The sequence below is a fragment of the Pseudomonas sp. H3(2019) genome, assembly GCF_007713465.1.
GTDB lineage: Bacteria > Pseudomonadota > Gammaproteobacteria > Pseudomonadales > Pseudomonadaceae > Aquipseudomonas.
Genome location: NZ_VMSG01000016.1, coordinates 106401 through 130301, shown reverse-complemented (window position 1 = coordinate 130301; position 23901 = coordinate 106401). Strand labels below are relative to the sequence as shown.

The following is a 23901-nucleotide window of genomic DNA, read 5'->3' as shown; positions in this document are numbered from 1 at the left end:
TTTCGCCTGACAGTTTCTCGCAACATCACTGTGCCAGCGTTATCCTGTCGGGGTTTTTTCCCACGACAATTGCGAACTGCCGAATGCCTATCCTGACCCATTACGTAACGCGCATCCTCGAACTGATGAAGCGCTACCCCGGGGTCATTGCGCTCGGTGGCTTCATCTCGGGGGTTTGCAGTTTCATTCTGGTCGACCGTCAACAAAGCCTGGCGACCTGGATTGCGTCGATCATGCTGGTCAGCTGGCTCTGGCTGATGCTGGAAAACAGCCTGACTGAGCTATTCACCAAAGTCTTCAAGCGTGAGATCCCGCAGCCGCTGTTGCGCTATGCGACGCAGATGATTCATCAGGAAAGTCTGTTCTTCGTTTTGCCGTTCTTTTTCATCACCACCACCTGGAACAGCGGGCAACTGGTGTTCACCGGACTGCTCGGGGCGGCGGCGCTGGTTTCGATCACCGATCCGCTGTATTACAAATGGCTGGCGCCGCGCCGCTGGCTGTTCCTGGCGATGCACACCCTGACGCTGTTTGCCGCGCTGCTGACCGCATTGCCGATCATTCTGCACCTGACCACCGATCAGAGTTTCAAACTGGCTCTTGGCACCGCGATGCTGCTGTCGTTCCCAAGCCTGGCGTCGATCTTTCCGATTCGCACGATCCGCGGCGGCCTGAGCGTGCTCAGCATCACCCTGGCCATCGGCTGCGCTGGCTGGTTGCTGCGGTCCTGGGTGCCGCCGGCCACTCTGTGGATGACGGAAGTGGCGATCAGCACACAACTACAAGACCGTACACCCGGCGACAGCCACAATGAAGTCAGCGTCGCCCAACTGCGCCCTGATGGTCTGTACGCCTACACCGCGATCAACGCACCGCGCGGGCTCGACGAGCGGATTTATCACGTCTGGCAGTTCAACGGCAAAGAGGTCGACCGCATCGCACTGGATATCCACGGCGGGCGCAAGGAGGGCTACCGGGCCTGGACCCATAAACAGAACTTCCCCGGCAACCCGGCAGGCGACTGGCAAGTGCGGGTACTGACCGAAGACGGTCAGGTGATCGGCGTACTGCGCTTTGAGGTGACCGACGCCAGTCAAAACGGCACGATGCCGAGCGAGGCAAAGTAACCGGGATCGTGCTATTACGTAGCACTGCGTATCAGTAGAACAAGCACGGAGATTATGAGCAGCACGATTGCCGGCAATGCCCAACTCGATACTTCGAACACCCCTGCGCGGTTGCGGGTCACGGGTGACTGGACGCTTGTCCACTACGCCAAGCTCAAACGCCTGAGCAACACACTCAAAGGCCAGTACGACGACCGAACCCCCATCGACCTCAACGGCCTCGGCGCACTAGACACCGCCGGCGCCTCGCTGCTGGTCGAGCTGCTCGGTGCCGAGCGCCTCGGCAAGTCCGCCGAGCACCCCGACTGCAGCCTGTCCGCAGCCGACCGTGCGCTGCTGCAAACCGTCTATTGCTCACTGACTGACTTCTGCATCCCCGTCAAAGAGCCCGAAATCAGTGTCGGCATCCAACTGCTGACCCGCATCGGGCGCGCAGTGGATGCAGTCTGGCAGGACACGTTGCAACTGCTGGGTTTTGTCGGGCTGATTCTGGAAACCATCGCTCGCAGTCTGTTTCGCCCCAAGCGCTGGCGGATCACGCCGATGGTCGCGCACATCGAACAAACCGGCCTCGACGCCGCGCCCATCGTCGCCTTGCTGACCTTCATGGTGGGTGCGGTGGTGGCCTTTCTCGGAGCCACGGTACTTGCCAGTTTTGGTGCGAGCATTTTTACCGTGGACCTGGTGGCGTTCTCGTTCCTGCGTGAATTTGGTGTGCTGCTGACCGCCATCCTGATGGCTGGGCGCACTGCCAGTGCCTTTACCGCGCAAATCGGCTCGATGAAAGCCAACGAAGAAATCGACGCGATCCGCACCTTGGGCCTCGATCCAATGGAACTGCTGGTGGTGCCACGGGTGTTGGCGTTGCTGGTGGCGCTGCCGATGCTGACCTTTCTGGCGATGCTCTCGGGGATTATCGGTGGCGGGGTGGTCTGTGCGCTATCGCTGGGCATCTCACCGGCGATGTTCCTCTCTTTGCTGCAATCGGACATCGGCATTCAACATTTTCTGGTCGGCATGGTCAAAGCACCGATCTTCGCTTTTCTGATCGCCGCCATCGGTTGTCTGGAGGGCTTCAAGGTCAGTGGCAGCGCTGAATCCGTTGGCGCCCACACCACGTCCAGTGTGGTGCAGTCGATTTTCGTGGTGATCGTGCTCGATGCGGTCGCCGCGTTGTTCTTTATGGAGATGGGCTGGTGAGTCGTTTACCCCGTGCGCCCTCAGAGGCGGTGATCGAAGTCCGTGGGCTGTGCAATCGCTTCGGCCGCCAGAGCGTGTATGAAAACCTCGACCTGGATTTGTACAAGGGCGAGATTCTCGCCGTGGTTGGCGGTTCAGGCAGCGGTAAATCGGTGTTGCTGCGCAGCATCGTTGGTCTGCGCCAGCCCAGCGAAGGCATGGTGAAGGTGTTTGGCAAAAACCTGCCGAGCTTGACGGAGCATGAACGCTCACTGGTCGAGCGACGCTTCGGTGTGTTGTTTCAGAAGGGCGCGCTGTTCTCTTCGCTGACCGTGACCGAAAACGTCGCCTTGCCCTTGATCGAGCACGCCGGCCTGAGTCGCGACGAAGCCGAGCATCTGGCGGCGGTTAAGCTGGCCTTGGCCGGTCTGCCGCTATCGGCTGCCGACAAGTACCCGGCCTCGTTGTCCGGTGGCATGATCAAACGCGCGGCACTGGCCCGCGCCTTGGCGCTGGACCCGGACATCCTGTTCCTCGATGAGCCGACCGCCGGCCTTGATCCGATCGGCGCCGCGGCGTTCGATCAGTTGATCCTGACGCTGCGCGATGCGTTGGGGCTGAGTGTTTTCCTGGTCACCCACGACCTCGATACGCTGTACACCATCACCGACCGGGTCGCGGTGCTGGCGCAGAAAAAAGTACTGGTGGCCGACGCCATCGACACAGTGTCGGAAACCGACGACGCGTGGATTCACGAATACTTCCATGGCCCACGCGGCCGCGCGGCGCTTTCGGCCGCTTCACAGCTCAACGAGGTATGACATGGAAACCCGAGCCCATCATGTATTGATCGGCCTGTTCACCGTATTGGTGGTGGCCGGTGCGTTGCTGTTCGGCCTGTGGCTGGCCAAGTCCAGCGTCGACACCGCCTTCAAGGACTACGAGGTGGTTTTCAATGAGGCGGTCAGCGGCCTGTCCAAAGGCAGCGCGGTGCAGTACAGCGGGATCAAGGTCGGCGACGTGGTGAGTTTGCGCCTCGACCCCAAGGACCCGCGCCGGGTACTGGCACGGATTCGTTTGGGCGGCGACACCCCGATCAAGGAAGATACCCAGGCGAAACTGGCACTGACGGGTATCACCGGCACCTCGATCATCCAGCTCAGCGGCGGCACCCCGCAAAGCCCGGAGCTGGAGGGCAAGAACGGTAATCTGCCGGAGATCGTCGCCTCGCCATCCCCCATCTCGCGGTTGCTGAACAACAGCGATGACCTGATGAGCAGCGTCAACCTGTTGCTGCATAGCGCCAACCAGATGATGTCGCCGGAAAACGTCGACCGCCTGAGCAATACCCTTGAGAACCTGAAGCAAACCACCGGAAGCATTGCCGAGCAGCGCGGGGATCTTAGCCAGGCCATGCAGCAACTGGCCTCGGTAGGCAAACAGGCCAGCGCCACCCTCGAGCAGACTTCTGCGTTGATGCGTAACGCCAACGGTATGCTCAACGATCAAGGCAAACAGATGTTCGGCAGTGCCGAGCAAGCCATGAAGTCGCTGGAGCAGAGCAGCGCGACCATCAACAGCTTGCTGACCGACAATCAGGATGCGCTGAATAACGGCATGCAGGGGCTCAACAGTCTGGCCCCGGCCATACGTGAGTTGCGCGACACCCTGAATTCGTTACGCGCCATCTCTCGTCGCCTGGATTCCAACCCCAGCGGTTACTTGCTGGGCGGCGACAAGGATAAGGAGTTCACGCCATGAAACCCGTCTCCCGCGCCTTTGCGCACTGCGCACTGTTGGCAAGTATCGCGCTGACCAGTGCCTGCTCGATTTTACCCAAGGCTGACCCCCAGGATGTCTATCGTCTGCCTGCCGCGCCGAACGCCGCGTCATCGACGCACGCCAACTCGGTGCCTTGGTCGCTACGTCTGTCTAAACCTCAGGCAAGCGACGTGCTCAACAGTGCAAAAATCGCCGTAATCCCTCAAGGCGATCTGATCAGCAGCTACAAGGCTTCGCGCTGGAGCGATCCTACGCCAATCCTGCTGCGCAATCGGCTGCTCGCCGGGTTTGCACAGGACGGCCGCGTACAGCGGCTCAGCACCGACGACAGCAACTTGCAGACGGATCTGGAACTGGGCGGGAACCTGCAAGCGTTCCAGACGGAATATCAAGGAAAAACCGCGCAAGTGGTCATTAGCCTGGATGCGCTACTGGTGCGTGGCAATGACCAGCGGATCCTCGCCAGCCGCCGCTTCGAAGTGCGCCAGCCATTAAGCGATGTGAAAGTGCCCGCAGTGGTGACCGGGTTTGGCCAGGCCAGTGACACGCTCACGGCGCAGGTGATTGCGTGGACGGTAGAGCAGGGGCAGAAGACCGCGACCATGAAGCCCTGAGGTCCATGTGGGAGCGAGCCTGCTCGCGATGAGGGCATGACAGTAAAAACAATGCTGACTGACCCACCGCTATCGCGAGCAGGCTCGCTCCCACAGGTTTTTCTGGGTTAACCAAAGAACCAGTAGCAAACCCCGATCGCACCCAGCACGCCGGCGAGTTCTGCCAGCAGTGCGCAACCCACGGCATGCCGCGCACGCTGAATGCTCACCGCTCCGAAGTACACCGCCAGCACATAGAACGTGGTTTCGGTACTGCCCTGAATAGTCGCTGCCACCAGCGCCGGGAAGCTGTCGACGCCTTGAGTCTTCATGGTTTCGATCAGCATCGCCCGTGCAGCGCTGCCGGAGAACGGTTTGACCATCGCGGTCGGCAGGGCATCGACGAAACGCGTGTCCCATCCGGCCCACTGCACCAGATGGCGAATCCCGTCCAGACCGAAGTCCAGCGCCCCGGACGCGCGCAATACGCCCACCGCACACAGCATCGCTACCAGATACGGCAGCAGGTTCTTGGCGACATCGAAGCCTTCTTTGGCACCTTCGACGAATGCTTCGTAGACCTTGACCTTGCGCAGCGCGCCAATCACCAGAAACAGCATGATCATCCCGAACATCGTCAGGTTACCGAGGATCGACGACAGGCTCGCCAGGGCAGTGGCTGAGAGCGCCGTCAACAGGGCCATGAACCCGCCCAGCAGCAGCGCACCCGGAATCAGATAGGCCAGCACCACCGGGTCCCACAGCCGTAGACGCTGCATGATCGACACTGACAGCAGGCCAACGATGGTTGAACAACTGGTCGCCAGCAAAATCGGCAGGAACACCAGCGTCGGGTCAGCGGCACCTTGCTGGGCGCGGTACATGAAGATCGTCACGGGCAGCAGGGTCAGGGACGAGGCGTTAAGCACCAGGAACAGGATTTGCGCATTGCTTGCGACCGTGGTGCTGGGGTTGAGCTCCTGCAACGCGCGCATAGCCTTGAGGCCAATCGGCGTAGCGGCATTGTCGAGCCCCAGGGTGTTGGCCGCCATGTTGAGGGTGATCAGGCCGATGGCCGGATGACCCGCCGGCACTTCGGGCATCAGCCGCAGGAACAGCGGGCCCAGCGCCTTGGCCAGCCAGTCGACGATCCCGGCTTTTTCAGCGATCCGCAGAAAGCCCAGCCACAGGGTCAGGGTGCCGAACAGCAACACCATCACGTCGACCGACAGCTTGGCCATGGCGAAGATGCTTTCCACCATCGTCGCGAAGATCCCGGCATTGCCGCCGATCAGCCACTGCGCGAGTGCCGAAACGGCCGCCACGATGAAAAAGCCAAGCCACAGGCCATTGAGCATCAGTCAAATCCCCCAGAAGATGCCGCGAATGATAGCGGGGTGGGCAGAAACGACAAACCCCGGATTTCTCCGGGGTTTGTTTGTGAGGACTGGTGCAGTTCACTGTGGGAGCGAGCCTGCTCGCGATGACTGACTGCTAGCCAACATTTATATCAACTGATCAACCGCTATCGCGAGCAGGCTCGCTCCCACAAAAAGGCCAAACTTCACTCAGTTATTGGAAGTCTCGCCGGCCGGCAGCTTCTCTTTGCTGCGCCAGTGCGGCAGGGAGTTCCAGTAGCGCTGGCCCTTGGCGTCGTCGTACATGCCTTCCCAACGGGAGACGACCAGCACGGCCAAGGCGTTGCCGATCACGTTCAGTGCGGTACGGGCCATGTCCATGATGCGATCGACACCGGCGATGAACGCCAGGCCTTCCAATGGAATACCGACGCTGCCCAGCGTTGCCAGCAGGACCACGAACGACACGCCCGGCACGCCGGCGATGCCTTTGGAGGTGACCATCAGGGTCAGTACCAGCAGCAACTGCTGGCTGATCGACAGGTCGATACCGTACAGCTGGGCAATGAAGATTGCCGCGATGCTCTGGTACAGGGTCGAACCGTCGAGGTTGAACGAGTAACCGGTTGGCACCACGAAGCTGCAAATGGCTTTCGGTGCACCGTAGGCTTCCATCTTCTCGATCACGCGCGGCAGCACGGTTTCGGAACTCGCGGTTGAGTAGGCCAGCACCAGCTCATCCTTGAAGATGCGCATCAGCTTGATGACCGAGAAACCGAACAGGCGAGCAATCAGCCCCAACACCACGAAGGCGAAGAACAGGACGGCGACGTAAACCAGGATCACCAGTTTGGCCAGCGGCAGCAGGGAAGCGAAACCGAAGTTGGCAACAGTCACTGCGATCAGTGCGAACACGCCGATCGGGGCGTAGTTCATGATCATGTGAGTGACCTTGAACATGCTTTCCGAGACGCCCTGGAACATCTTCACCAGTGGCTCGCGCAGGTCCGATTGCAGGCTCGACAGACCAAGACCGAACAACACCGAGAAGAAGATGATCGGCAGCATCTCGCCACGCGCCATGGCGGCAAAGATGTTCGATGGAATCAGGTTGAGGATGGTTTCGATGAACGCGTGCTCATGCTGAACCTCGGCCGCGGTCGCCTGGTACTTGGAGATATCCACAGTGCCCAGGGTGCTCATGTCGATGCCGGAGCCCGGGTGGAACACGTTGGCCAGCACCAGACCCACAAGAATGGCGATGGTGGTGACGATTTCGAAGTAAATGATGGTCTTGAGACCAATGCGCCCGAGCTTCTTCGCATCGCCCACACCGGCAATGCCGACGATCAGCGAGGAGATCACGATCGGGATCACGATCATCTTGATCAGACGGATAAAGATATCGCCCGCCGGTTGCAGGACGTTACTGATCCACCAGGCTTTTTCCGCACTGAAGTGGTTGAGCAACGCACCGATTGCAATCCCCAGCACCAGACCGATGAGGATCTGCCAGGCGAGGCTCAGCTTTGCCTTCTTCATATCATTACCCTTTTCTTATAAATGGACTCGGGAAGATGCACAAACTGGAACGCCCAATGGCGGAAAAGTCTAAGCATCTGCCCCCGGATAAGGTCGCCCGGAGCGCGTAATTACGGCTCTCTGGCAGATAAAAAAGGCGCAACTATTCCGATGCACGGGAGCGACGTCTAATGCCGTAAACGCCTACCCTATGCCGAATCAGCATGAGTTTTTTCAAAGCAAACCGCCGTCCCAACCGGTTCGAATACGACATTTCGGCAGACATAAGTGCCGTGAACCGGCCATCGCAGAGGGGGTTGATCGTTTTTTGAGCAGTGGAATATGGACAAAAACCAGGGAAAAATCCTACGCGCCGTAGTGAATAGTGAGCAGAAATAAGCGCCAAATTTCTCGATATACGGTCACCCGGAAACACTGCGAAATGTTTTGTGAAGAACACCGACGGTTTTTTTGCCGGCAGGCATAGCGATAAAAATCATTTGGCAGCTCTAGGTCAACGCTTTGTACATATAAGCGCGCCGCAGATTTGTCGCGTCATACATGACGGTCAAATACGCGGCGCGGCTTGTCCTGACCCGGCCCTTGCGCGGGCACTCCCTGTACCCGTAGGTCACTCCGATCCTGAAGCAATCAGAACGTCCCGACCCCTTGGCCATGCGCGCACCCTCCTCGGATGAGCCCAGAGAAAAGAGGTATTGCTGACCTCCTTCTTTTTTTCAAACCCGGTACCCGTTCGGGTCTGTCTTCAAGCAAATGCCCACGATCAGCCTCGACCGCGACGGCCAAAGATGAACGAAGCAATAAACATCACCAGGAACACGACAAAGAGAATCTTGGCGATACCCGTGGCGGTGCCCGCGATACCACCGAAGCCCAGTACGGCAGCGACAATGGCAATAATCAAAAATGTGATTGCCCAGCTCAACATGGTGATTCTCCTTACGCTTCTATTAAGAGGTGCAGCTATTCCCGGCACATGAACGTCGCGCCAAGCCAGTTACCTAGAACACCCAACGGTCTTGACGCAGCGTCACGGCACCCGGTTCGGCCGGGTCCACACTCATCATTCTCATCGAGGCTGCATCAGCAGGCCGACTGCCGACCGCGCTGAAATGGGTTTGGGTCAAGTGATGAGTCGGCGCAATCGCGGCCTCTGACTGCTGGCTTTGTTCCCAGCGCAAGAACTGCTGGCCGCCGATCAAGGTGATCAACAAGGCAAACACGGCAAACATCCCTTGCTGAATAGACAGTGGCGAGATCCGCAATTGGGCGGCACGTTGGCGATTCATCCTGAAACTCCTCCCACACTGGTGGTTATTGATCAGGGGGCTCTTCTTAAAATGCCCCCGGCTTAACCAGACCATTGCAGCCTGCATGCCAGCTTCAGAACAGAAATAAAACCAATAAAATCAAACAGATATTTTGATTAACAAAATGCATTCGGACGCATCCTGCACGATGCCCCGCAGAGGATCGTGCGTAATGCACGATCGATTTGCAGTAAATCGAAATTTTTTGGAATGTATGAAGGGATACGGATGTCAGAAAAAGAGGCGGGAAAACGTCGGGGTCATCACTAAAAAAATAAAACCGTTTAAAATCATACAGTTATTATGATTTCTGACACACAACCACCCCATTCTGACGAGAAGCGCCCAGAATCAACCATGCAACTTGCCCGATTTTTCCGAGACTAAATTAAGAGCATTCATTTAAGGAGCGTAGGAAAAATGGAATCCGCCAACGAGCATCAAGGCCGCATTCTGCTGGTAGATGATGAATCCGCCATCCTGCGCACCTTTCGCTACTGCCTGGAAGACCAAGGCTATACTGTCGCCACCGCCAACAGCGCAGCCCAGGCCAACGCCTTGTTGCAACGACAGGTCTTCGACCTGTGCTTCCTTGACCTGCGTCTGGGCGAAGACAACGGTCTCGACGTCCTGGCACAAATGCGTGTGCAGGCGCCCTGGATGCGCGTTGTGATCGTCACCGCACACTCGGCCGTGGACACTGCCGTCGATGCGATCCAGGCCGGCGCCGCCGACTATCTGGTCAAACCTTGCAGTCCCGACCAATTGCGCCTGGCCACCGCCAAACAACTGGAAGTGCGCCAGCTCTCGGCCCGCCTTGAAGCCCTCGAAGGTGAACTGCGCAAGCCCAACGAAGGCCTGGATTCCCACAGCCCGGCGATGAAAGTCGTACTGGAAACCGCCCGCCAGGTCGCCAGCACCGATGCCAACATTCTGATACTCGGCGAATCCGGTACCGGTAAAGGCGAACTGGCCCGGGCCATTCACGGCTGGAGCAAACGCGCGAAGAAATCCTTCGTCACCATCAACTGCCCATCATTGACAACCGAGCTGATGGAAAGCGAGCTCTTCGGCCACAGCCGCGGGGCATTTACCGGTGCTAGCGAAAGTACCCTCGGCCGGGTCAATCAGGCCGACGCAGGTACATTGTTTCTTGATGAGATCGGCGATTTCCCGCTGACCTTGCAGCCCAAACTGCTGCGCTTCATTCAGGACAAGGAATACGAAAGGGTCGGCGACCCGGTGACCCGTCGCGCCGATGTGCGAATCCTCGCCGCCACCAACCTCAATCTTGAAGACATGGTGCGCGACGGTCGATTCCGCGAAGACCTGCTCTACCGGCTGAACGTCATCACCTTGCACCTGCCGCCACTACGCGAACGCGCCGAGGACATCCTGGCCCTGGCCGACCGCTTCCTGGCACGCTTCGTCAAAGAATACGCGCGGCCGGCTCGTGTCTTCAGCGACGAAGCACGCGAGGCGCTGCTCGGCTATCGCTGGCCAGGCAACATCCGCGAACTGCGTAACGTGGTCGAACGGGCAAGCATCATTTGCCCGCAGGAGCGAGTCGAGATCAGCCATTTGGGCATGGCTGAGCAAACCACCAGCAACGCTCCCAGAATCGGCGCAGCGCTAAGCCTGGATGAATTGGAGAAAGCCCACATCGGCGCAGTACTGGCCAGCGCCGGCACTCTCGATCAAGCGGCCAAGACCTTGGGTATCGACGCCTCGACGCTGTACCGAAAACGCAAACAGTACAACCTGTGAGCAGCACCTTATGAAGCTGGCGATGAAGTTGCGCACACGGCTGTTTCTGAGTATCTCGGCACTGATCACCGTGGCGTTGCTCGGCCTGGCACTCGGGCTGGTCAGCGTGATGCAGATAGCCAGTAACCAGGAAGCGCTGATCCGCGACAATTTCATCACCCTGGACCTGGAACTCAAGCTGCGCCAGACCCTGGACGATCAGTTGATCAACATGCTCAGCATAAAGCCCGACCTTGAGGCACTGGAAACCTCAGAACGGCGCTACTTCGAGCTGCTGGATCAAGGCATCGAGCACGAAAACAGTTTCAATGGCGAGCATCATGGCTTCGAGCAGGCCCGCACGGACTACCTGTCCTTTCTCAAAGCCTTCAGCCTCATGCAGGAACCGTCCGGCAAGCTCGCCGGCAATCGGGGCCTCACCGAAAAGTTCAACGTGCTGCGCAACGGCCTGATCGCCGAACACAAACAAGCGCTGGACAACATCAACGATACCCAGCGCAATGCCCGCGAACATGCGCTGCTGATTGCCGGCTTGCTCGGATTGGTCGGGTTGGCAGTGCTGTTCATCGGCTTCGTCACCGCTCACGGCATCGCCCGGCGCTTCGGTGAGCCGATCGAGGCACTGGCCAAGGCCGCGGATAACATCGGCCAGGGTAACTTCGATGTCACTCTGCCGATTTCCCCGGCGGTGGAGCTGACCCAGCTCACCCGACGCTTCGGGATCATGGCCGAAGCCTTGCGTGAGCATCAGGCAACCAATGTCGATGAACTGCTCGCTGGTCAGCAACGCTTGCAAGCCGTGCTCGACAGCATTGATGACGGTTTGCTGATGATTGATCGTCAGGGCCATCTGGAGCACCTCAATCCGGTCGCACAGCGTCAGTTGGGCTGGGACGAAGGCCGCCTCGGCCAAGGCCTGGGCACCGCGCTCCAACGGCCGGAGCTCGATGAACAACTACAAACGGTACTGCGCGGCGGAACACTGGAGCGTGCGCCTGAAGACCTGAGCATCGAAGTCGATGGCGAGTCGCGACTGTTGACCTACAGCCTGACGCCGGTCATTCATCCCCAGGGGCATATCCTCGGCGCGGTCATGGTGCTGCACGATGTTACCGAGCAACGGGCCTTTGAGCGGGTGCGCAGTGAGTTCGTACTGCGCGCCTCCCATGAGCTGCGTACGCCGGTCACCGGCATGCACATGGCCTTCGGTCTGTTCCGTGAGCGCGCGCACTTTGCCGAGGACTCTCGCGAAGCCGACCTGTTGAACACAGTAAATGAGGAAATGCAGCGTTTGATGCAGTTGATCAACGACCTGCTGAACTTCTCGCGTTATCAGAATGGTCTACAAAAACTCACCCTGGCGCCGTGCAACATCGATGACCTGCTGGAGCAAGCACAGGAGCGTTTCGCCGAGCGGGCCAATGAGCAAAGCATCGAGTTGCTGGTGGAAGTGCACACGCCACTCCCTCGACTGCAGGCCGATCAGGCGCAACTCGACCGGGTGCTGGACAACCTGATCGACAACGCGCTGCGCCATACCAGCCACAATGGGCAGATACGCTTGCAAGCGCGTCGGCATGGCGAGCGGGTGATCGTCAGCGTCGAGGACAATGGCGAAGGCATCGCCTACGGCCAGCAGGGGCGGATTTTCGAACCCTTCGTTCAGGTCGGGCGCAAGAAGGGTGGTGCCGGGCTCGGCCTGGCACTGTGCAAGGAGATCGTGCAACTGCACGGCGGCCGCATGGGTGTGTATTCCAGACCGGGGCAAGGCACTCAGTTCTACATGGCACTGCCACTCTAACGGGCGATCACGCCTCGTCATCCAGCCGCCGTGACGCCAACCGACGGCCTCGGGTGATCAATTCAATGAACTGCGTCGCGGTCAAGGCATGGGCGAACAACCAGCCTTGGCCGTAATTCACTCCCTCACTGCTCAGCAACGTGGCCTGGGCTTCATGTTCGATACCTTCGGCAATCACCTTGAGCTGCAAGGCATGCGCCATGCGAATGATGTGCGGCGCCACACCGCTGCTGGCGGCGTCGTGACCCAGCGCATCAATGAAAGCCTTGTCGATTTTCAGGTAGTCCACCGGCAGGGTTTGCAGGTAAGCCAGGCTGCAATAACCGGTGCCAAAGTCGTCGATCAACACTTGATGCCCGGCATCGCGCAAGGCTTGCAGGTTCTCCCGTGCGACCACCACATCGATCAACCCGCGCTCGGTCACCTCAAACGCGATCTGCCGCGCAGCAACCTGGTGTATGGCCAGTAAGTGCTCCATGACCTGGCCAATCCGCGGCACCATGACGTCGCAGGCGGCCAGGTTGACCGAGATATACAACTGCGGGTTGGCGCGAAGTAACTTACCGAGCTGTTCAAGCAATCGCTGCAACACGAAGTCAGTGATCTGACGGATCTGCCCGGAGTCTTCCGCCATGGGAATAAACAGGTCCGGACTGGTCAGCGTGCCGTCCGGCCGACGCCAGCGCAATAAGGCTTCGGCACCGACACAGTGACGACTCTTGAGATCGAAGATTGGCTGATACAGGACCTGTAACTCGCCACGCTTGAGGGCTCCCTGCAACTCACCGCCCAACGATTGCCGCTGGCGGGCCAGCAGAAACACCAAACCGCCAATGCTCAAACCCAGCACCAGGCTTGCCGGCACCAACCACCACCACAGCGTGGGCAGGTGCGATGCGGTTCGTGGGCTGATCAACACCAACTGGTACTCGGGATTGTTGGTCGGCATCCGATAGATCAACCGGGTTTTCGTGACCTGCAACGGTTCACTGCTGAAGGGCGACCAAGGGTCGCTGAGTGGCCAGGCTTGTGGTGTGCCGAGTACGGGGATCGCCCGAGCGCCATGATCCACCACTACCAACAGGCCGCTGCCGGGCGTCAGATCGACCATGTCGGTCAAATGCCCTCGGGAGGTGGCGACGCGAAAATTACCGCGTCCCAACATCAGCGCCGCACGGTTTTCGTCGGGCTCGGTCGAGGTGTTGAGCCAATAACTGTAGGTCGGTCCTTTGATGTCCGGTGGTCGGATTGCCGAAAGCCCATCCTGCCGCGGCCGATTCGAACAGAATTGCGTAGCGTCGATATAGGCCGCCTCATACACGAAGCGGTAATTGAAACTGACCTGCTGCAAGGTCGCGATCATGTCCGTGTCGCAGCTACGCAACGGCTGCGCTTCCAGGTCATCCAGACCTTCGCGCAGTTGACCGAATAGTTGCTCCAGGCGCTCTAGAAAGCGCTCGCCCTGCGCGTTCATCTGTTCGCTTTCGCGTTGCTGGACCTGCCGCAGCGCCACGCCCAGGCTACCGGCCAAGAGCAAAGCCGCACTCAGCGCAGCCGCTAGCATCGCCAAAGACCACGGGCGATAGAACCAACTGCGCAGGGTCTCGCTCGCGGCCGCCATCATTGAATATCCGAAGGATTACCAATGAGTTATAGCTACTGATCAGAAAATAGCCCTGACCGTCGGGCGGGCGTCATTATTTTGTCTGGTTGAGCACTTGCAGAATCGCGGCGCTTTGCGCGTCTGGCGTACCGTCAAACCGTGAAGGTCGATAGTGCATCTGGAAAGCTGCCAGCACATGCCGGGTGGCCACATCCAGCTCACCGGTCTGCGGTGTTGCATAGCCCAAACGCGCGAGCTCTTCCTGAAACCAGGTGATGCTCGGCAGTTGTGCATCGAATAGTGCTTGCTGACGCGCTACGGCCTGGGCATCGGGCCAGACCACCAGCCCTTCGTCGGCCAGACGCTTCCACGGGAACAACGGCCCAGGGTCAAGCTTGCGCAGCGGCGCGATGTCGCTGTGGCCAATGATGTTTCGCGGGCTGATGTTGTTGCGCTTGCTGATGTCCTTGATCAGGAAGATCAAAGACTGAACCTGCGCCTCACTGTAGGGATACCAGACGCGCCCGGCAGGCGTATCGCGAAACCCCGGATTAACGATTTCGATGCCAATCGAGCTTGAGTTCAGCCAGGTCCGGCCCTGCCACTCGCTTTCCCCGGCATGCCAGGCCCGGCGGCTTTCATCCACCAGTTTGAAAATGGTGGCGTTCTTGTCGTCGCCAATCAGGTAATGACTGCTGACCTGGCCGTGGGTCAACAACGCCAACGAACGCTCCTGCGAAGCGGTGGTGTAATGCACGACGATATACTGCACACGGTTGTCGTAGTTCACCGACGGATGGCGGGTGTCGATTCGAGGACCGCTCGCGCAACCCGCCAGAACAAGAAGCACCAAAAACAGAGCAATAGATTTCATGACGTGGGCAGTACGCTGAAGACAGTTATGCAACAGTGTAACGTACTGCCTCGTACTGAGCCGGCAAAAGCTTGGCATCAGACAACATGGAACACTTGCCATCAGCCCAGCTCTACCCGGTTTCTGCCGGCATTTTTCGCCCGGTAAAGTGCCTGATCGGCTCTTTTTAGCACCAGGTCGCTGTGTTCTCCCGCCCTGAACGCCGTCATCCCCATGGATACGGTGATCGTCACGCGCTCGCCCTTGAAGTGAAACGGGCAGGCTTCGATAGCCGCGCGCAGGGTTTCTGCCAACCTGGCGCCGACCGCCAAAGGGGTGTTGGGCACCAGCAAGACAAACTCCTCACCGCCGAAACGGGCGATGAAGTCCGTACCGCGCAGGCGCTTGTGCAGCACGCTGGCAATGATCTTCAACACTTTGTCGCCGGCCAGGTGGCCGTAGTTATCATTGATGCGCTTGAAATGGTCGAGATCGAGCATCGCCAGCAACAGCGAGTTTCCGTGTTGCTGCCACTGCGCAATCTCATGCTCCAGACGCTCGCTCCAGGCCGCCCGGTTCGGTAAACCAGTCAGCGGATCGACCAGGGCTTTCTGGCGTTGCTCTTCCAGGTGCTCGCGGTAACCCTGAGCCTCCTGCTCCATGCTCGCGACTCGCTCGGCCAAACCTTGCAGGCGTGCCGCAACTTCCTGCTCACGCTCGTCGCGCTGTTTCTGGTGCTGATCCATGGTGCCGAGCAACCCTTCGAGGTGGTTCTCCAGCACATGCTTGAGGCCCTCCAGATCGGCCGCGTCCTGCATGCTGCTCTGCAAGCCATCGACCTGCTCACGGATCTGCGTGTCCATCTCCCGCGCAGCAGAGCGGTTGTCGGCATGACCCTCACTGGCGGCTTGCAGGTTGATTTGGAAGGACTCCAATCGCTCATTGAGTTGCTTGAGATAAACCTCGAACTCATGCTGACCACTGTCAGTGATCGCCAGCATCAAAACCGCCAGATCATCGAGGATCGGCAGCAGTTCGTACCAATTCAAGCCATTTTGCAGCCGATCGCGCATCGCCTCGGCCTGCGGACGGTGACGCTCGGGCAGCGACAAATCGTCCAGCAGCCCCAGCAGCGTGCTCTCGATGTGTTTGGCCACCGAGCTGTAGGACGGCTCCGGCGAGTCGGGCAGTGCGTAAAGAACATCCTGCTCAGGATGCTCCGGGTCCAGAGTAGCCAAGGCTTCTGCCATCGCCGGCAGGGGAGGAAGGCTATCAATTAACGGCGAAGCTTCATCCCCCGTCCGAGGGACGTCGGATGTCAGCTCGTCTGGATTGATCGCCACTGAATCAGCAGCCGTCACCGGGTCGGGTGTCGGGGATATCTGCGGTTCTTCCGGCGTATCCACATCCGGTAGATTCTGTTCCGCTACCTGCGCTTTGCCACGCGCAGCTTCGACGGCCAGCACTGGAGGAACAAAAGCCACCACGTCAGGTGATGGCTTTGCTTCTTCCAGCGACTGAGGTGCCAACGGCTCCGACTCTGCAATCGCAGCGTGCGGCACCTGCGCGGTGGGTGCCGGGATTTCGTGTACAGCAGGGGTAATAACCTGGATCGGCAACGGCACTGGTGACTCATGCACCGGCTCGGCTGTCGCCTCTGTTACAGGTGCCGACACTTGCTCAACAGGACTCGGAGCAAGCGCTTCGTGTTGTAGCTCACCCGCTTCTGAAGCCTGAGCATCCGCGTCTCTACCGCCAAACAAACGCTGCAGCAAACCTGGGCGGCTTGGCTCGGAAGGGTTTTCCAGCAGGTTCAGCGCCTGACCTTGCAGGCCACTGAGCTCACCGAGCAACAGGGGAATCTCACGTGCCTGGCCAACCCGTCCGTCGAGCTGCTTGGCAAAGGTCTTGAGCGGGCGGCTGATCTCGCGCGGCAACGGCAACGCCTGGAGCTGACTGACCAGGGAGGTCAACGCAGCACTGACTTGATTGACCCGGGTCTCGCGCCGCTGCTCGGAGTCGAGCACGGCTTTTTCCAGGCGTGGCAGCAATGCTGCCAACCCTGCATCCATGTCATTGGTTCGGATGACTTCGCGCATTTCCTTCATGCACTGGTCAACCGCACGGTCGGTGCCCTCAGCCGCCAGCGTACTGCGCACCAAACCGCGACGTAGTAAATCGAGGCGGGCATCCCAGCGGCGCTCGAGCTTTTCCTGCTGTTCGATACTTTTGAGGTATTTCTCTTTCCAGCGCTGTGCTTCGTCGCTCATTCAGGGGTTCCGCGAAGGGCAGGACTCAACGCGGGCAATGCGTCGACCGTGAGCGAACTCGGCAGACGAATCTCTACCGCGACCGGCAGGTGATCGGAAATCGGTTGCGCCAGCACTTCGACCCGCTCGAGGGTCAGCGTAGGGCTGAGCAGAATATGGTCAAGACAGCGTTGCGGGCGCCAGCTGGGGAACGTCGCTTCGACTTGCGGCGCGAGCAGCCCCAGGTCTCGCAGAGGAGAGGTTTGCAGCAGATCACTGGCATGGGTGTTCATGTCGCCCATCAGCACCTGATGCTTGTAGTCGCCGATCAGCTCGCGAATGTAGGCCAACTGCATCGTCCGCACGCGTGCCCCCAGCGCGAGGTGCATCATCACGACCACCAGCGCATCCGGTCCTTCGCCAAACCGCACAAGAATCGCACCACGGCCCTTGGGCCCGGGCAGCGGATGATCTTCAATCGCCCATGGGCGCAATCGACTGAGCACGCCATTGCTGTGCTGGGCGAGGCGGCCCAGGTTGCGATTGAGTTGTTGATACCAGTAGGGGAAGGCGCCGAGCTGGGCCAGGTGTTCGACTTGATTGACGTAGCCCGACCGCAGGCTGCCGCCATCGGCTTCCTGCAAAGCGACCAGATCGTAGTCGCCCAGCAGATTGCCGATTTTCTGCAGGTTATCCGCTCGCCCGGTGTGCGGCAGCAAATGCTGCCAGCTACGGGTCAGGTAATGCCGATAACGCTCGGTACTGATACCGACCTGGATGTTGAAACTGAGCAACCGCAGACGGCTGTCTGCAGGCAAGCCCGAGGACTCCAGATGATGCTCGTTGACCTGCGGATCATGCAGACCAACGAGACGTTCAGTACCCCAGCGGCGCATGGCGGGCGCCGCTTACTTAGCGGCGCGCTCCTTGGCGATTAGCTGATCAGCCACGCTCAAGGTGCCTTCAGGACCACCGGCAGTGCCCAGATCGAAGCGGTATTTGCCGTTCACGACCATGGTTGGTACGCCAGAGATCTGATAGGCCTGAGCCTTTTTCTTGGCATCTTCAACTTTGCCTTTGACGGCGAACGAGTTGTAGGTGCTCAGGAACTTGTCCTTGTCGACGCCTTCGCCGGCCAGGAACTCAGCCATTTCTTCCGGGGTAGCGAGCTTCTTGCCACCGTGGATCGCTTCGAAGACGGCTTTGTGAACCTTGTGTTCCACCCCCATCGCTTCCAGGGTGATGTACAGCTGGCCGTGAACGTTCCAGATACCACCGAACATGGCCGGAATACGCACGAAGTTCACGTCTGCAGGCAGTTTTTCAACCCAGGGATTGATGGTCGGCTCGAATGCATAGCAGTGCGGGCAGCCATACCAGAACAGCTCCACGACTTCGATCTTGCCAGGCACAGCCACCGGAACGGCGCTGCCCAATTCGACATATTGTTTACCGGCTTCAAGCGGTTCGGCAGCTTGGGCGGTCATACCAAACAGGCTGGCAGTGACGAGTGCGGCGCTGAGAATCAGATTACGCATGCTTTACTCCTGAACAAATTGGGTCGCCTCGCGCGACCTGTTTTCTGGCAGATCATGGCGGGCATTAGTGCTCTAGTGTAACGGCAGCAGCCACAAAAAAGGGCAGCCTAAGCCACCCTTTTTATGTTTGCATCGAAGGATTAATCGAGCGTTAACATTGCGCGAGATCAACACCCCGCGCAACGCCCGCTCAACCGACCTTAGTGCAGGCCCTGAATGTAGCTGGACACCGCTTCGATGTCCTTGTTGCTCAATTTTGCAGCAATGCTCTGCATGATTTTCGTGTCGCCGTCGTTGGTACGGTTACCTTCACGGAAATCGGTCAGCTGCTTGGCGATGTATTGAGCGTGCTGGCCACCCAGATGCGGGAAGGCAGCAGCGGCGTTGCCCGCACCGTTAGGCGAGTGGCAACCGGTGCAAGACGGCATGCCCTGGTCCAGCTTGCCGCCACGGAACAACTCTTCACCGTGAGCCACGACTTTAGGATCTGCTGCGCCGACGCTGCCTTTCTGGCTGGCGAAGTAGGCAGCGAGGTCGGCGAGGTCCTGATCGCTCAGGTTGGTCAGCAGGCCGGTCATTTCCAGAACGGTGCGCTTGCCCGACTTGATGTCGTGCAGTTGCTTGTTCAGGTAACGCTCACCCTGACCCGCCAGTTTTGGAAAGTTTGGCGCCATGCTATTGCCGTCCGGGCCATGACAGGCGCCACATACTGCGGCTTTCGCCTGACCAGCAGTCGCATCGCCTGCAGCATGGGCTATGCCGGAGATCCCCAGGGTCAACAGCAGACTCACGATCAATTTGTTCATCAGCTAATCCAACTACGGCTAAGGGTTAAAGAGTTATGGACCGGGATCACTCGCTCATCCACTGGATGATTGCTCGGTAATCCTCGGCACTGCAGTCCATGCACAAACCACGCGGCGGCATCGCCTTGAAACCCTGGGTCACGTGTTGCACCAGCGTCTCCATACCTTGCGCCAGTCTTGGCGCCCAAGCTTCCTTATCGCCCTTTTGAGGCGCCGTTGGGAGTTGGCCGGAATGACAGGCTCCACAAACACGGTTGTACACAGCTTCCGGATCCTGTGTAGCCTGAGCGCTGTAAAGCGGCATCAAGACACCGGCAGCTAGCAGCCATTTCGTCATAAAACGACCTTTTCAGGGTTGAGAGCGTGCTGCGTTCTAGTGCGCAATCAAGGTCAATCGCTCTCGTGAACTTCATCCTACGCTGGGACAAAGCGCACACAAAATCTGCGGCATTATATACTGGCGTCACTGAAACGGAAACGACGCTGCTCTTTGCGACCAATCTCGGCACCGCCCACATCGGAAATCCCATGCAACTCAAGAACCCCATCCTCGGCCTGTGCCAACAGTCCACCTTCATGCTCAGCGCCGCCAAAGTCGACCAATGTCCCGACGACGAAGGCTTTGAAGTGGCCTTCGCCGGGCGTTCCAACGCCGGCAAATCCAGCGCCCTGAACACCTTGACTCACGCCAGCCTGGCGCGCACCTCGAAAACACCAGGCCGCACGCAACTCTTGAACTTCTTCAAGCTAGACGATGAACGCCGTCTGGTCGACCTGCCGGGTTACGGTTACGCAAAAGTACCCATCCCGCTGAAGCAACACTGGCAGCGCCACCTGGAAGCCTATCTGGGCAGCCGCGAGAGCCTGAAGGGGTTGATTCTGATGATGGACATCCGTCATCCAATGACCGATTTCGACCTGCTGATGCTCGACTGGGCCGTGGCCAGCGGCATGCCGATGCATATTCTGCTGACCAAGGCCGACAAACTGACCTATGGCGCAGCGAAGAACACCTTGCTCAAAGTTCAGGCGGAAATCCGTAAAGGCTGGGGCGAAACCGTGACCATCCAGCTGTTCTCGGCGCCAAAACGCCTGGGCCTCGAAGATGCCTACACTGTATTGGCAAACTGGATGGAACTGGCCGACAAGGGTGCCGAGACAGAAGCTCAATAAGCTTTTGTGGATATCCGAGATACGGAAAACTGTCTGTGGGACGATCAGGCAAGGCAAAAACACGGCTCGAAAGCGGAGTTTAGGGACCTAAATGAGCATTTCGAGCCGTGTTTTTAACGCAGCATGACCGTTCCACAGGCAGTTTTTGGGCAAAAAAAACCCCGAATTACGTATGGGGAGAGAGTAATTCGGGGTCTAAGTTCCGGACCGCTAGGGCGGGGTCCAGATATCTGCCAACACTTAACACAACATAGGAGCATCGAAGGGCTTCACCACCCATTCAGTAACTCTGAGTGGCGGTTCACGGATTTAGTTCCGGTTAATTTCAAAACCTATTGGGAATAACCCCAAGAATTTTCCGAACTAAGAGCCCTTCGCCAGCCATCTGCCGCGACACCAGGTCGCGGCAAGTTCGCCTCAAACCGGCTTAATGCGCCTCATCCCAGTTGTTTCCAACGCCGACTTCCACCAAAAGTGGTACATCCAGGGTCGCTGCGCCGCTCATGTGAGCGCGAATTTCCTCACGAACCCGATCGACCAGGTCTTCGCGAACCTCAAGTACCAATTCATCGTGCACCTGCAGAATCACTTTGGCGTCCAGACCTGACGCCGTCAGCCAGTTATCCACCGCCACCATGGCCTTCTTGATGATATCCGCCGCAGTGCCTTGCATTGGCGCGTTGATCGCCGTGCGCTCGGCGCCTTTGCGCAGGGCCGGGTTTTTCGCGTTGATGTCCGGCAGGTACAGGCGACGACCGAATATGGTTTCGACGAAACCCTGCTCGGCCGCCTGAGCGCGGGTGCGCTCCATGTACTCGAGCACGCCCGGATAGCGGGCGAAATAACGGTCGATATAGGCTTGGGACTGTTTACGGTCGACGCCGATCTGCTTGGCCAGGCCAAACGCGCTCATGCCGTAGATCAGGCCGAAGTTGATCGCCTTGGCGCTACGCCGCTGATCGGTGGTGACGTCCGCCAGTTCAACCCCGAACACCTCGGCAGCAGTGGCTTTGTGCACGTCGAGGTCGTTGCGGAACGCGTGCAACAGCCCTTCGTCCTTGGCCAGATGGGCCATGATCCGCAGTTCGATCTGCGAATAGTCCGCCGCCAACAGCTTGTAGCCTTTGGGCGCAACGAACGCCTGACGTATCCGTCGACCTTCGGCAGTACGAATCGGAATGTTCTGCAGGTTTGGATCACTGGAAGACAAGCGACCGGTCGCTGCCACCGCTTGATGGTAGGACGTATGAATCCGCCCGGTGCGAGGGTTGATCTGCTCGGGCAGACGGTCGGTGTAGGTGCTTTTCAGCTTGCTCAAGGAACGGTACTGCATCAGCACCTTGGGCAGCGGGTAATCCTGCTCGGCCAGTTCCGCCAGTACCGCTTCGGCGGTCGAAGCCTGACCCTTGGCAGTTTTGCTGAGAATCGGCAGCCCGAGTTTTTCGTACAGGATCACGCCCAATTGCTTCGGCGAACCGAGATTGAACTCTTCACCGGCAATGGCGAACGCCTCACGCTCCAGCTCAACCAGCTTGTCGCCCAGTTCAACGCTCTGGATGCCCAGCAGATTGGCATCGACCAACGCGCCCTGGCGCTCGATACGCGCCAACACCGGCACCAGCGGCATCTCGATTTCGCTGAGGACTTTGCTCAGGCTTGGAATGGCGTCGAGTTTTTCATGCAAGGTCTGATGCAGACGCAGCGTCACATCGGCGTCTTCGGCGGCGTATGGCCCGGCCAGCTCCAGCGAAATCTGATCGAAGGTCAGTTGCTTGACGCCCTTGCCCGCGATGTCCTGGAAGCTGGTGGTGGTGTAGCCCAAATACTTGAGCGCCAGGCTGTCCATGTCGTGACGGGTCGCGGTGGAATCCAGCACGTAGGACTCGAGCATGGTGTCGAAGGCGATGCCTTGCACCACGATGCCGCAGCTCTGATCACCACCAATGGCGCAGTTGGCCAGGATGTTCATGTCGAACTTGGCGTGCTGGCCGACCTTGAGTTTGCTCGGGTCTTCCAGAATCGGCTTCAGCGCGCGCAACACGGTGTCGCGATCCAGTTGATCCGGCACGCCCATGTAGGAATGGGTCAACGGAATGTAGGCTGCTTCGTTGGCCTGCACCGCGAACGACAGCCCGACAAGTTGCGCTTGCTGCGCGTCGACGCCCGTGGTTTCGGTATCGAAGGCGAACAGCGTGGCGTTTTGCAGCTTCTTCAGCCAGACGTCGAAATCTGCCTGGGTGAGGACCGTGGTGTACTGGGGCCCATCGTCGCCGGTCACGGCCTCTTCAACCGCCGCGACCACTTCCTGGCCCGCTCGCTTGGCATCACGCTGAACTTCCTCGAACCAGCTCTTGAACTCGAGCAGGGTATAGAGCTCGGCGAGCTTTTCACGGTCCGGCTCACGCAGGTGCAAGTCGTCGAGACCAATGTCCAGCGGCACATCGACCTTGATGGTTGCCAGTTGATAGGAAAGGAACGCCATTTCCTTGTGCTCTTCAAGCTTGGCCGGCAGCGTTTTAGCACCACGAATCGGCAACGTCGGCACGATATCGAGTTGCGCATAGAGCTCGGTCAGGCCACCGTTCACACCCACCAGCAGGCCAGACGCCGTCTTTGGGCCAATGCCCGGAACGCCTGGAATGTTGTCGGAGGAATCGCCCATCAATGCCAGGTAATCGATGATCTGCTCGGGAGCGACGCCGAATTTCTCCTTCACGCCAGCCACATCCATCGCGCTACCGGTCATGGTATTGACCAAGGTAATGTGCCCGTCGACCAACTGCGCCATGTCCTTGTCGCCTGTGGAGATCACCACCGGACGGTCAGCGGCCGCGCTGCTGCGGGCCAGCGTGCCGATCACGTCGTCGGCCTCAACGCCATCGACACACAGCAACGGAAAGCCCAGGGCGATCACGCTCGCATGCAATGGCTCGATCTGTACACGCATGTCATCGGGCATGCTGGGGCGGTTGGCTTTGTATTCGGCGTACAGGTCATCGCGAAATGTCCCGCCCTTGGCGTCGAATACCACGGCGAACGGGCTGTCCGGGTACTGCTTGCGCAGACTCTTGAGCATGTTCAGCACGCCCTTGACCGCGCCGGTCGGCAGGCCTTTGGACGTGGTCAACGGTGGTAGCGCGTGAAAGGCGCGGTACAGGTAAGAAGAACCGTCCACCAGGACGAGGGGGGCTTGGCTCATGAGCAGGATCAACCTTTTCGG

General features: G+C 59.0%; 20 protein-coding genes. 8 read left to right on the top strand and 12 right to left on the bottom strand.

Annotation, left to right across the window (positions count from 1 at the left end; translation table 11 throughout):
- The first annotated feature begins 83 nt into the window (after positions 1–83).
- The 5 genes from FPT12_RS17395 to FPT12_RS17375 are packed head-to-tail and all read left to right on the top strand — an operon-like array spanning position 84 to position 4702.
- Positions 84–1127, top strand: coding sequence for a DUF5924 family protein (locus tag FPT12_RS17395; RefSeq protein WP_145017799.1), 1044 nt, complete (start codon positions 84–86; stop codon positions 1125–1127).
- 54 nt (positions 1128–1181) lie between these two features.
- Positions 1182–2327, top strand: coding sequence for an ABC transporter permease (locus tag FPT12_RS17390; protein ID WP_145017797.1), 1146 nt, complete (start codon positions 1182–1184; stop codon positions 2325–2327).
- Entirely contained in the window at positions 2324–3127 is an 804-nt protein-coding gene (locus FPT12_RS17385; RefSeq protein WP_145017795.1) for an ABC transporter ATP-binding protein, read from the top strand. The genes FPT12_RS17390 and FPT12_RS17385 overlap by 4 nt, the downstream gene beginning before the upstream one ends.
- A gap of 1 nt (position 3128) precedes the next feature.
- On the top strand, positions 3129–4067 hold the full coding sequence (locus FPT12_RS17380; protein WP_145017793.1) for an MlaD family protein: 939 nt from the start codon (positions 3129–3131) through the stop codon (positions 4065–4067).
- The gene (locus tag FPT12_RS17375) at positions 4064–4702 is read left to right on the top strand and encodes an ABC-type transport auxiliary lipoprotein family protein (RefSeq protein WP_145017791.1); all 639 of its coding nucleotides are present in this window, start codon (positions 4064–4066) and stop codon (positions 4700–4702) included. Before FPT12_RS17380 ends, FPT12_RS17375 begins: the two co-directional genes overlap by 4 nt.
- Before the next feature lie 107 nt (positions 4703–4809).
- Here FPT12_RS17375 and FPT12_RS17370 read toward each other — a convergent pair whose 3' ends face one another.
- From FPT12_RS17370 to FPT12_RS17355, 4 genes are all read right to left on the bottom strand, one after another.
- Positions 4810–6039 (bottom strand): nucleoside recognition domain-containing protein, encoded by a 1230-nt coding sequence (locus FPT12_RS17370; protein WP_145017789.1) that lies wholly within the window; start codon positions 6037–6039, stop codon positions 4810–4812.
- Positions 6040–6249: 210 nt separating this feature from the next.
- Complete coding sequence (gene gltP, locus FPT12_RS17365; RefSeq protein WP_145017787.1) at positions 6250–7581, bottom strand: glutamate/aspartate:proton symporter GltP; 1332 nt, start codon at positions 7579–7581, stop codon at positions 6250–6252.
- Between the two features lie 763 nt (positions 7582–8344).
- Positions 8345–8509, bottom strand: coding sequence for a DUF1328 domain-containing protein (locus FPT12_RS17360; RefSeq protein ID WP_071552569.1), 165 nt, complete (start codon positions 8507–8509; stop codon positions 8345–8347).
- A gap of 73 nt (positions 8510–8582) precedes the next feature.
- Positions 8583–8870, bottom strand: a complete 288-nt coding sequence (locus FPT12_RS17355) for a hypothetical protein (protein WP_145017785.1) — start codon at positions 8868–8870, stop codon at positions 8583–8585.
- A 441-nt stretch (positions 8871–9311) separates the two neighbouring features.
- Here FPT12_RS17355 and algB point away from each other — a divergent pair, with 441 nt between their 5' ends.
- Both algB and FPT12_RS17345 read left to right on the top strand, forming a co-directional pair.
- Complete coding sequence (gene algB, locus FPT12_RS17350) at positions 9312–10658, top strand: sigma-54-dependent response regulator transcription factor AlgB (protein ID WP_145017783.1); 1347 nt, start codon at positions 9312–9314, stop codon at positions 10656–10658.
- Positions 10659–10668: 10 nt separating this feature from the next.
- On the top strand, positions 10669–12459 hold the full coding sequence (locus tag FPT12_RS17345) for an ATP-binding protein (RefSeq protein ID WP_145017782.1): 1791 nt from the start codon (positions 10669–10671) through the stop codon (positions 12457–12459).
- A gap of 7 nt (positions 12460–12466) precedes the next feature.
- On the opposite strand, the gene FPT12_RS17340 is transcribed toward FPT12_RS17345, so the two are convergent.
- From FPT12_RS17340 to FPT12_RS17310, 7 genes are all read right to left on the bottom strand, one after another.
- Complete coding sequence (locus tag FPT12_RS17340) at positions 12467–14083, bottom strand: EAL domain-containing protein (protein WP_178098790.1); 1617 nt, start codon at positions 14081–14083, stop codon at positions 12467–12469.
- Positions 14084–14156: 73 nt separating this feature from the next.
- Entirely contained in the window at positions 14157–14936 is a 780-nt protein-coding gene (locus FPT12_RS17335) for an N-acetylmuramoyl-L-alanine amidase (protein WP_145017780.1), read from the bottom strand.
- A 101-nt stretch (positions 14937–15037) separates the two neighbouring features.
- Positions 15038–17185, bottom strand: coding sequence for a GGDEF domain-containing protein (locus tag FPT12_RS17330; protein WP_145017778.1), 2148 nt, complete (start codon positions 17183–17185; stop codon positions 15038–15040).
- The gene (locus FPT12_RS17325; RefSeq protein WP_145017776.1) at positions 17182–18060 is read right to left on the bottom strand and encodes an endonuclease/exonuclease/phosphatase family protein; all 879 of its coding nucleotides are present in this window, start codon (positions 18058–18060) and stop codon (positions 17182–17184) included. Before FPT12_RS17325 ends, FPT12_RS17330 begins: the two co-directional genes overlap by 4 nt.
- A 12-nt stretch (positions 18061–18072) precedes the next feature.
- A complete protein-coding gene (locus FPT12_RS17320) occupies positions 18073–18702 on the bottom strand; it encodes a thiol:disulfide interchange protein DsbA/DsbL (RefSeq protein WP_123581783.1) in 630 nt (209 codons plus the stop codon).
- A gap of 200 nt (positions 18703–18902) precedes the next feature.
- Entirely contained in the window at positions 18903–19508 is a 606-nt protein-coding gene (locus FPT12_RS17315) for a cytochrome c (RefSeq protein WP_019694484.1), read from the bottom strand.
- A gap of 46 nt (positions 19509–19554) precedes the next feature.
- Positions 19555–19845 (bottom strand): cytochrome c5 family protein, encoded by a 291-nt coding sequence (locus FPT12_RS17310; protein WP_019694483.1) that lies wholly within the window; start codon positions 19843–19845, stop codon positions 19555–19557.
- Between the two features lie 191 nt (positions 19846–20036).
- On the opposite strand from FPT12_RS17310, the gene yihA reads away from it, so the two are divergent.
- The gene (gene yihA, locus FPT12_RS17305) at positions 20037–20681 is read left to right on the top strand and encodes a ribosome biogenesis GTP-binding protein YihA/YsxC (protein ID WP_145017773.1); all 645 of its coding nucleotides are present in this window, start codon (positions 20037–20039) and stop codon (positions 20679–20681) included.
- A gap of 427 nt (positions 20682–21108) precedes the next feature.
- Here the strand turns inward: yihA and polA are convergent, their stop codons facing one another.
- On the bottom strand, positions 21109–23880 hold the full coding sequence (gene polA, locus FPT12_RS17300; protein ID WP_145017771.1) for a DNA polymerase I: 2772 nt from the start codon (positions 23878–23880) through the stop codon (positions 21109–21111).
- Positions 23881–23901: the final 21 nt, after the last annotated feature.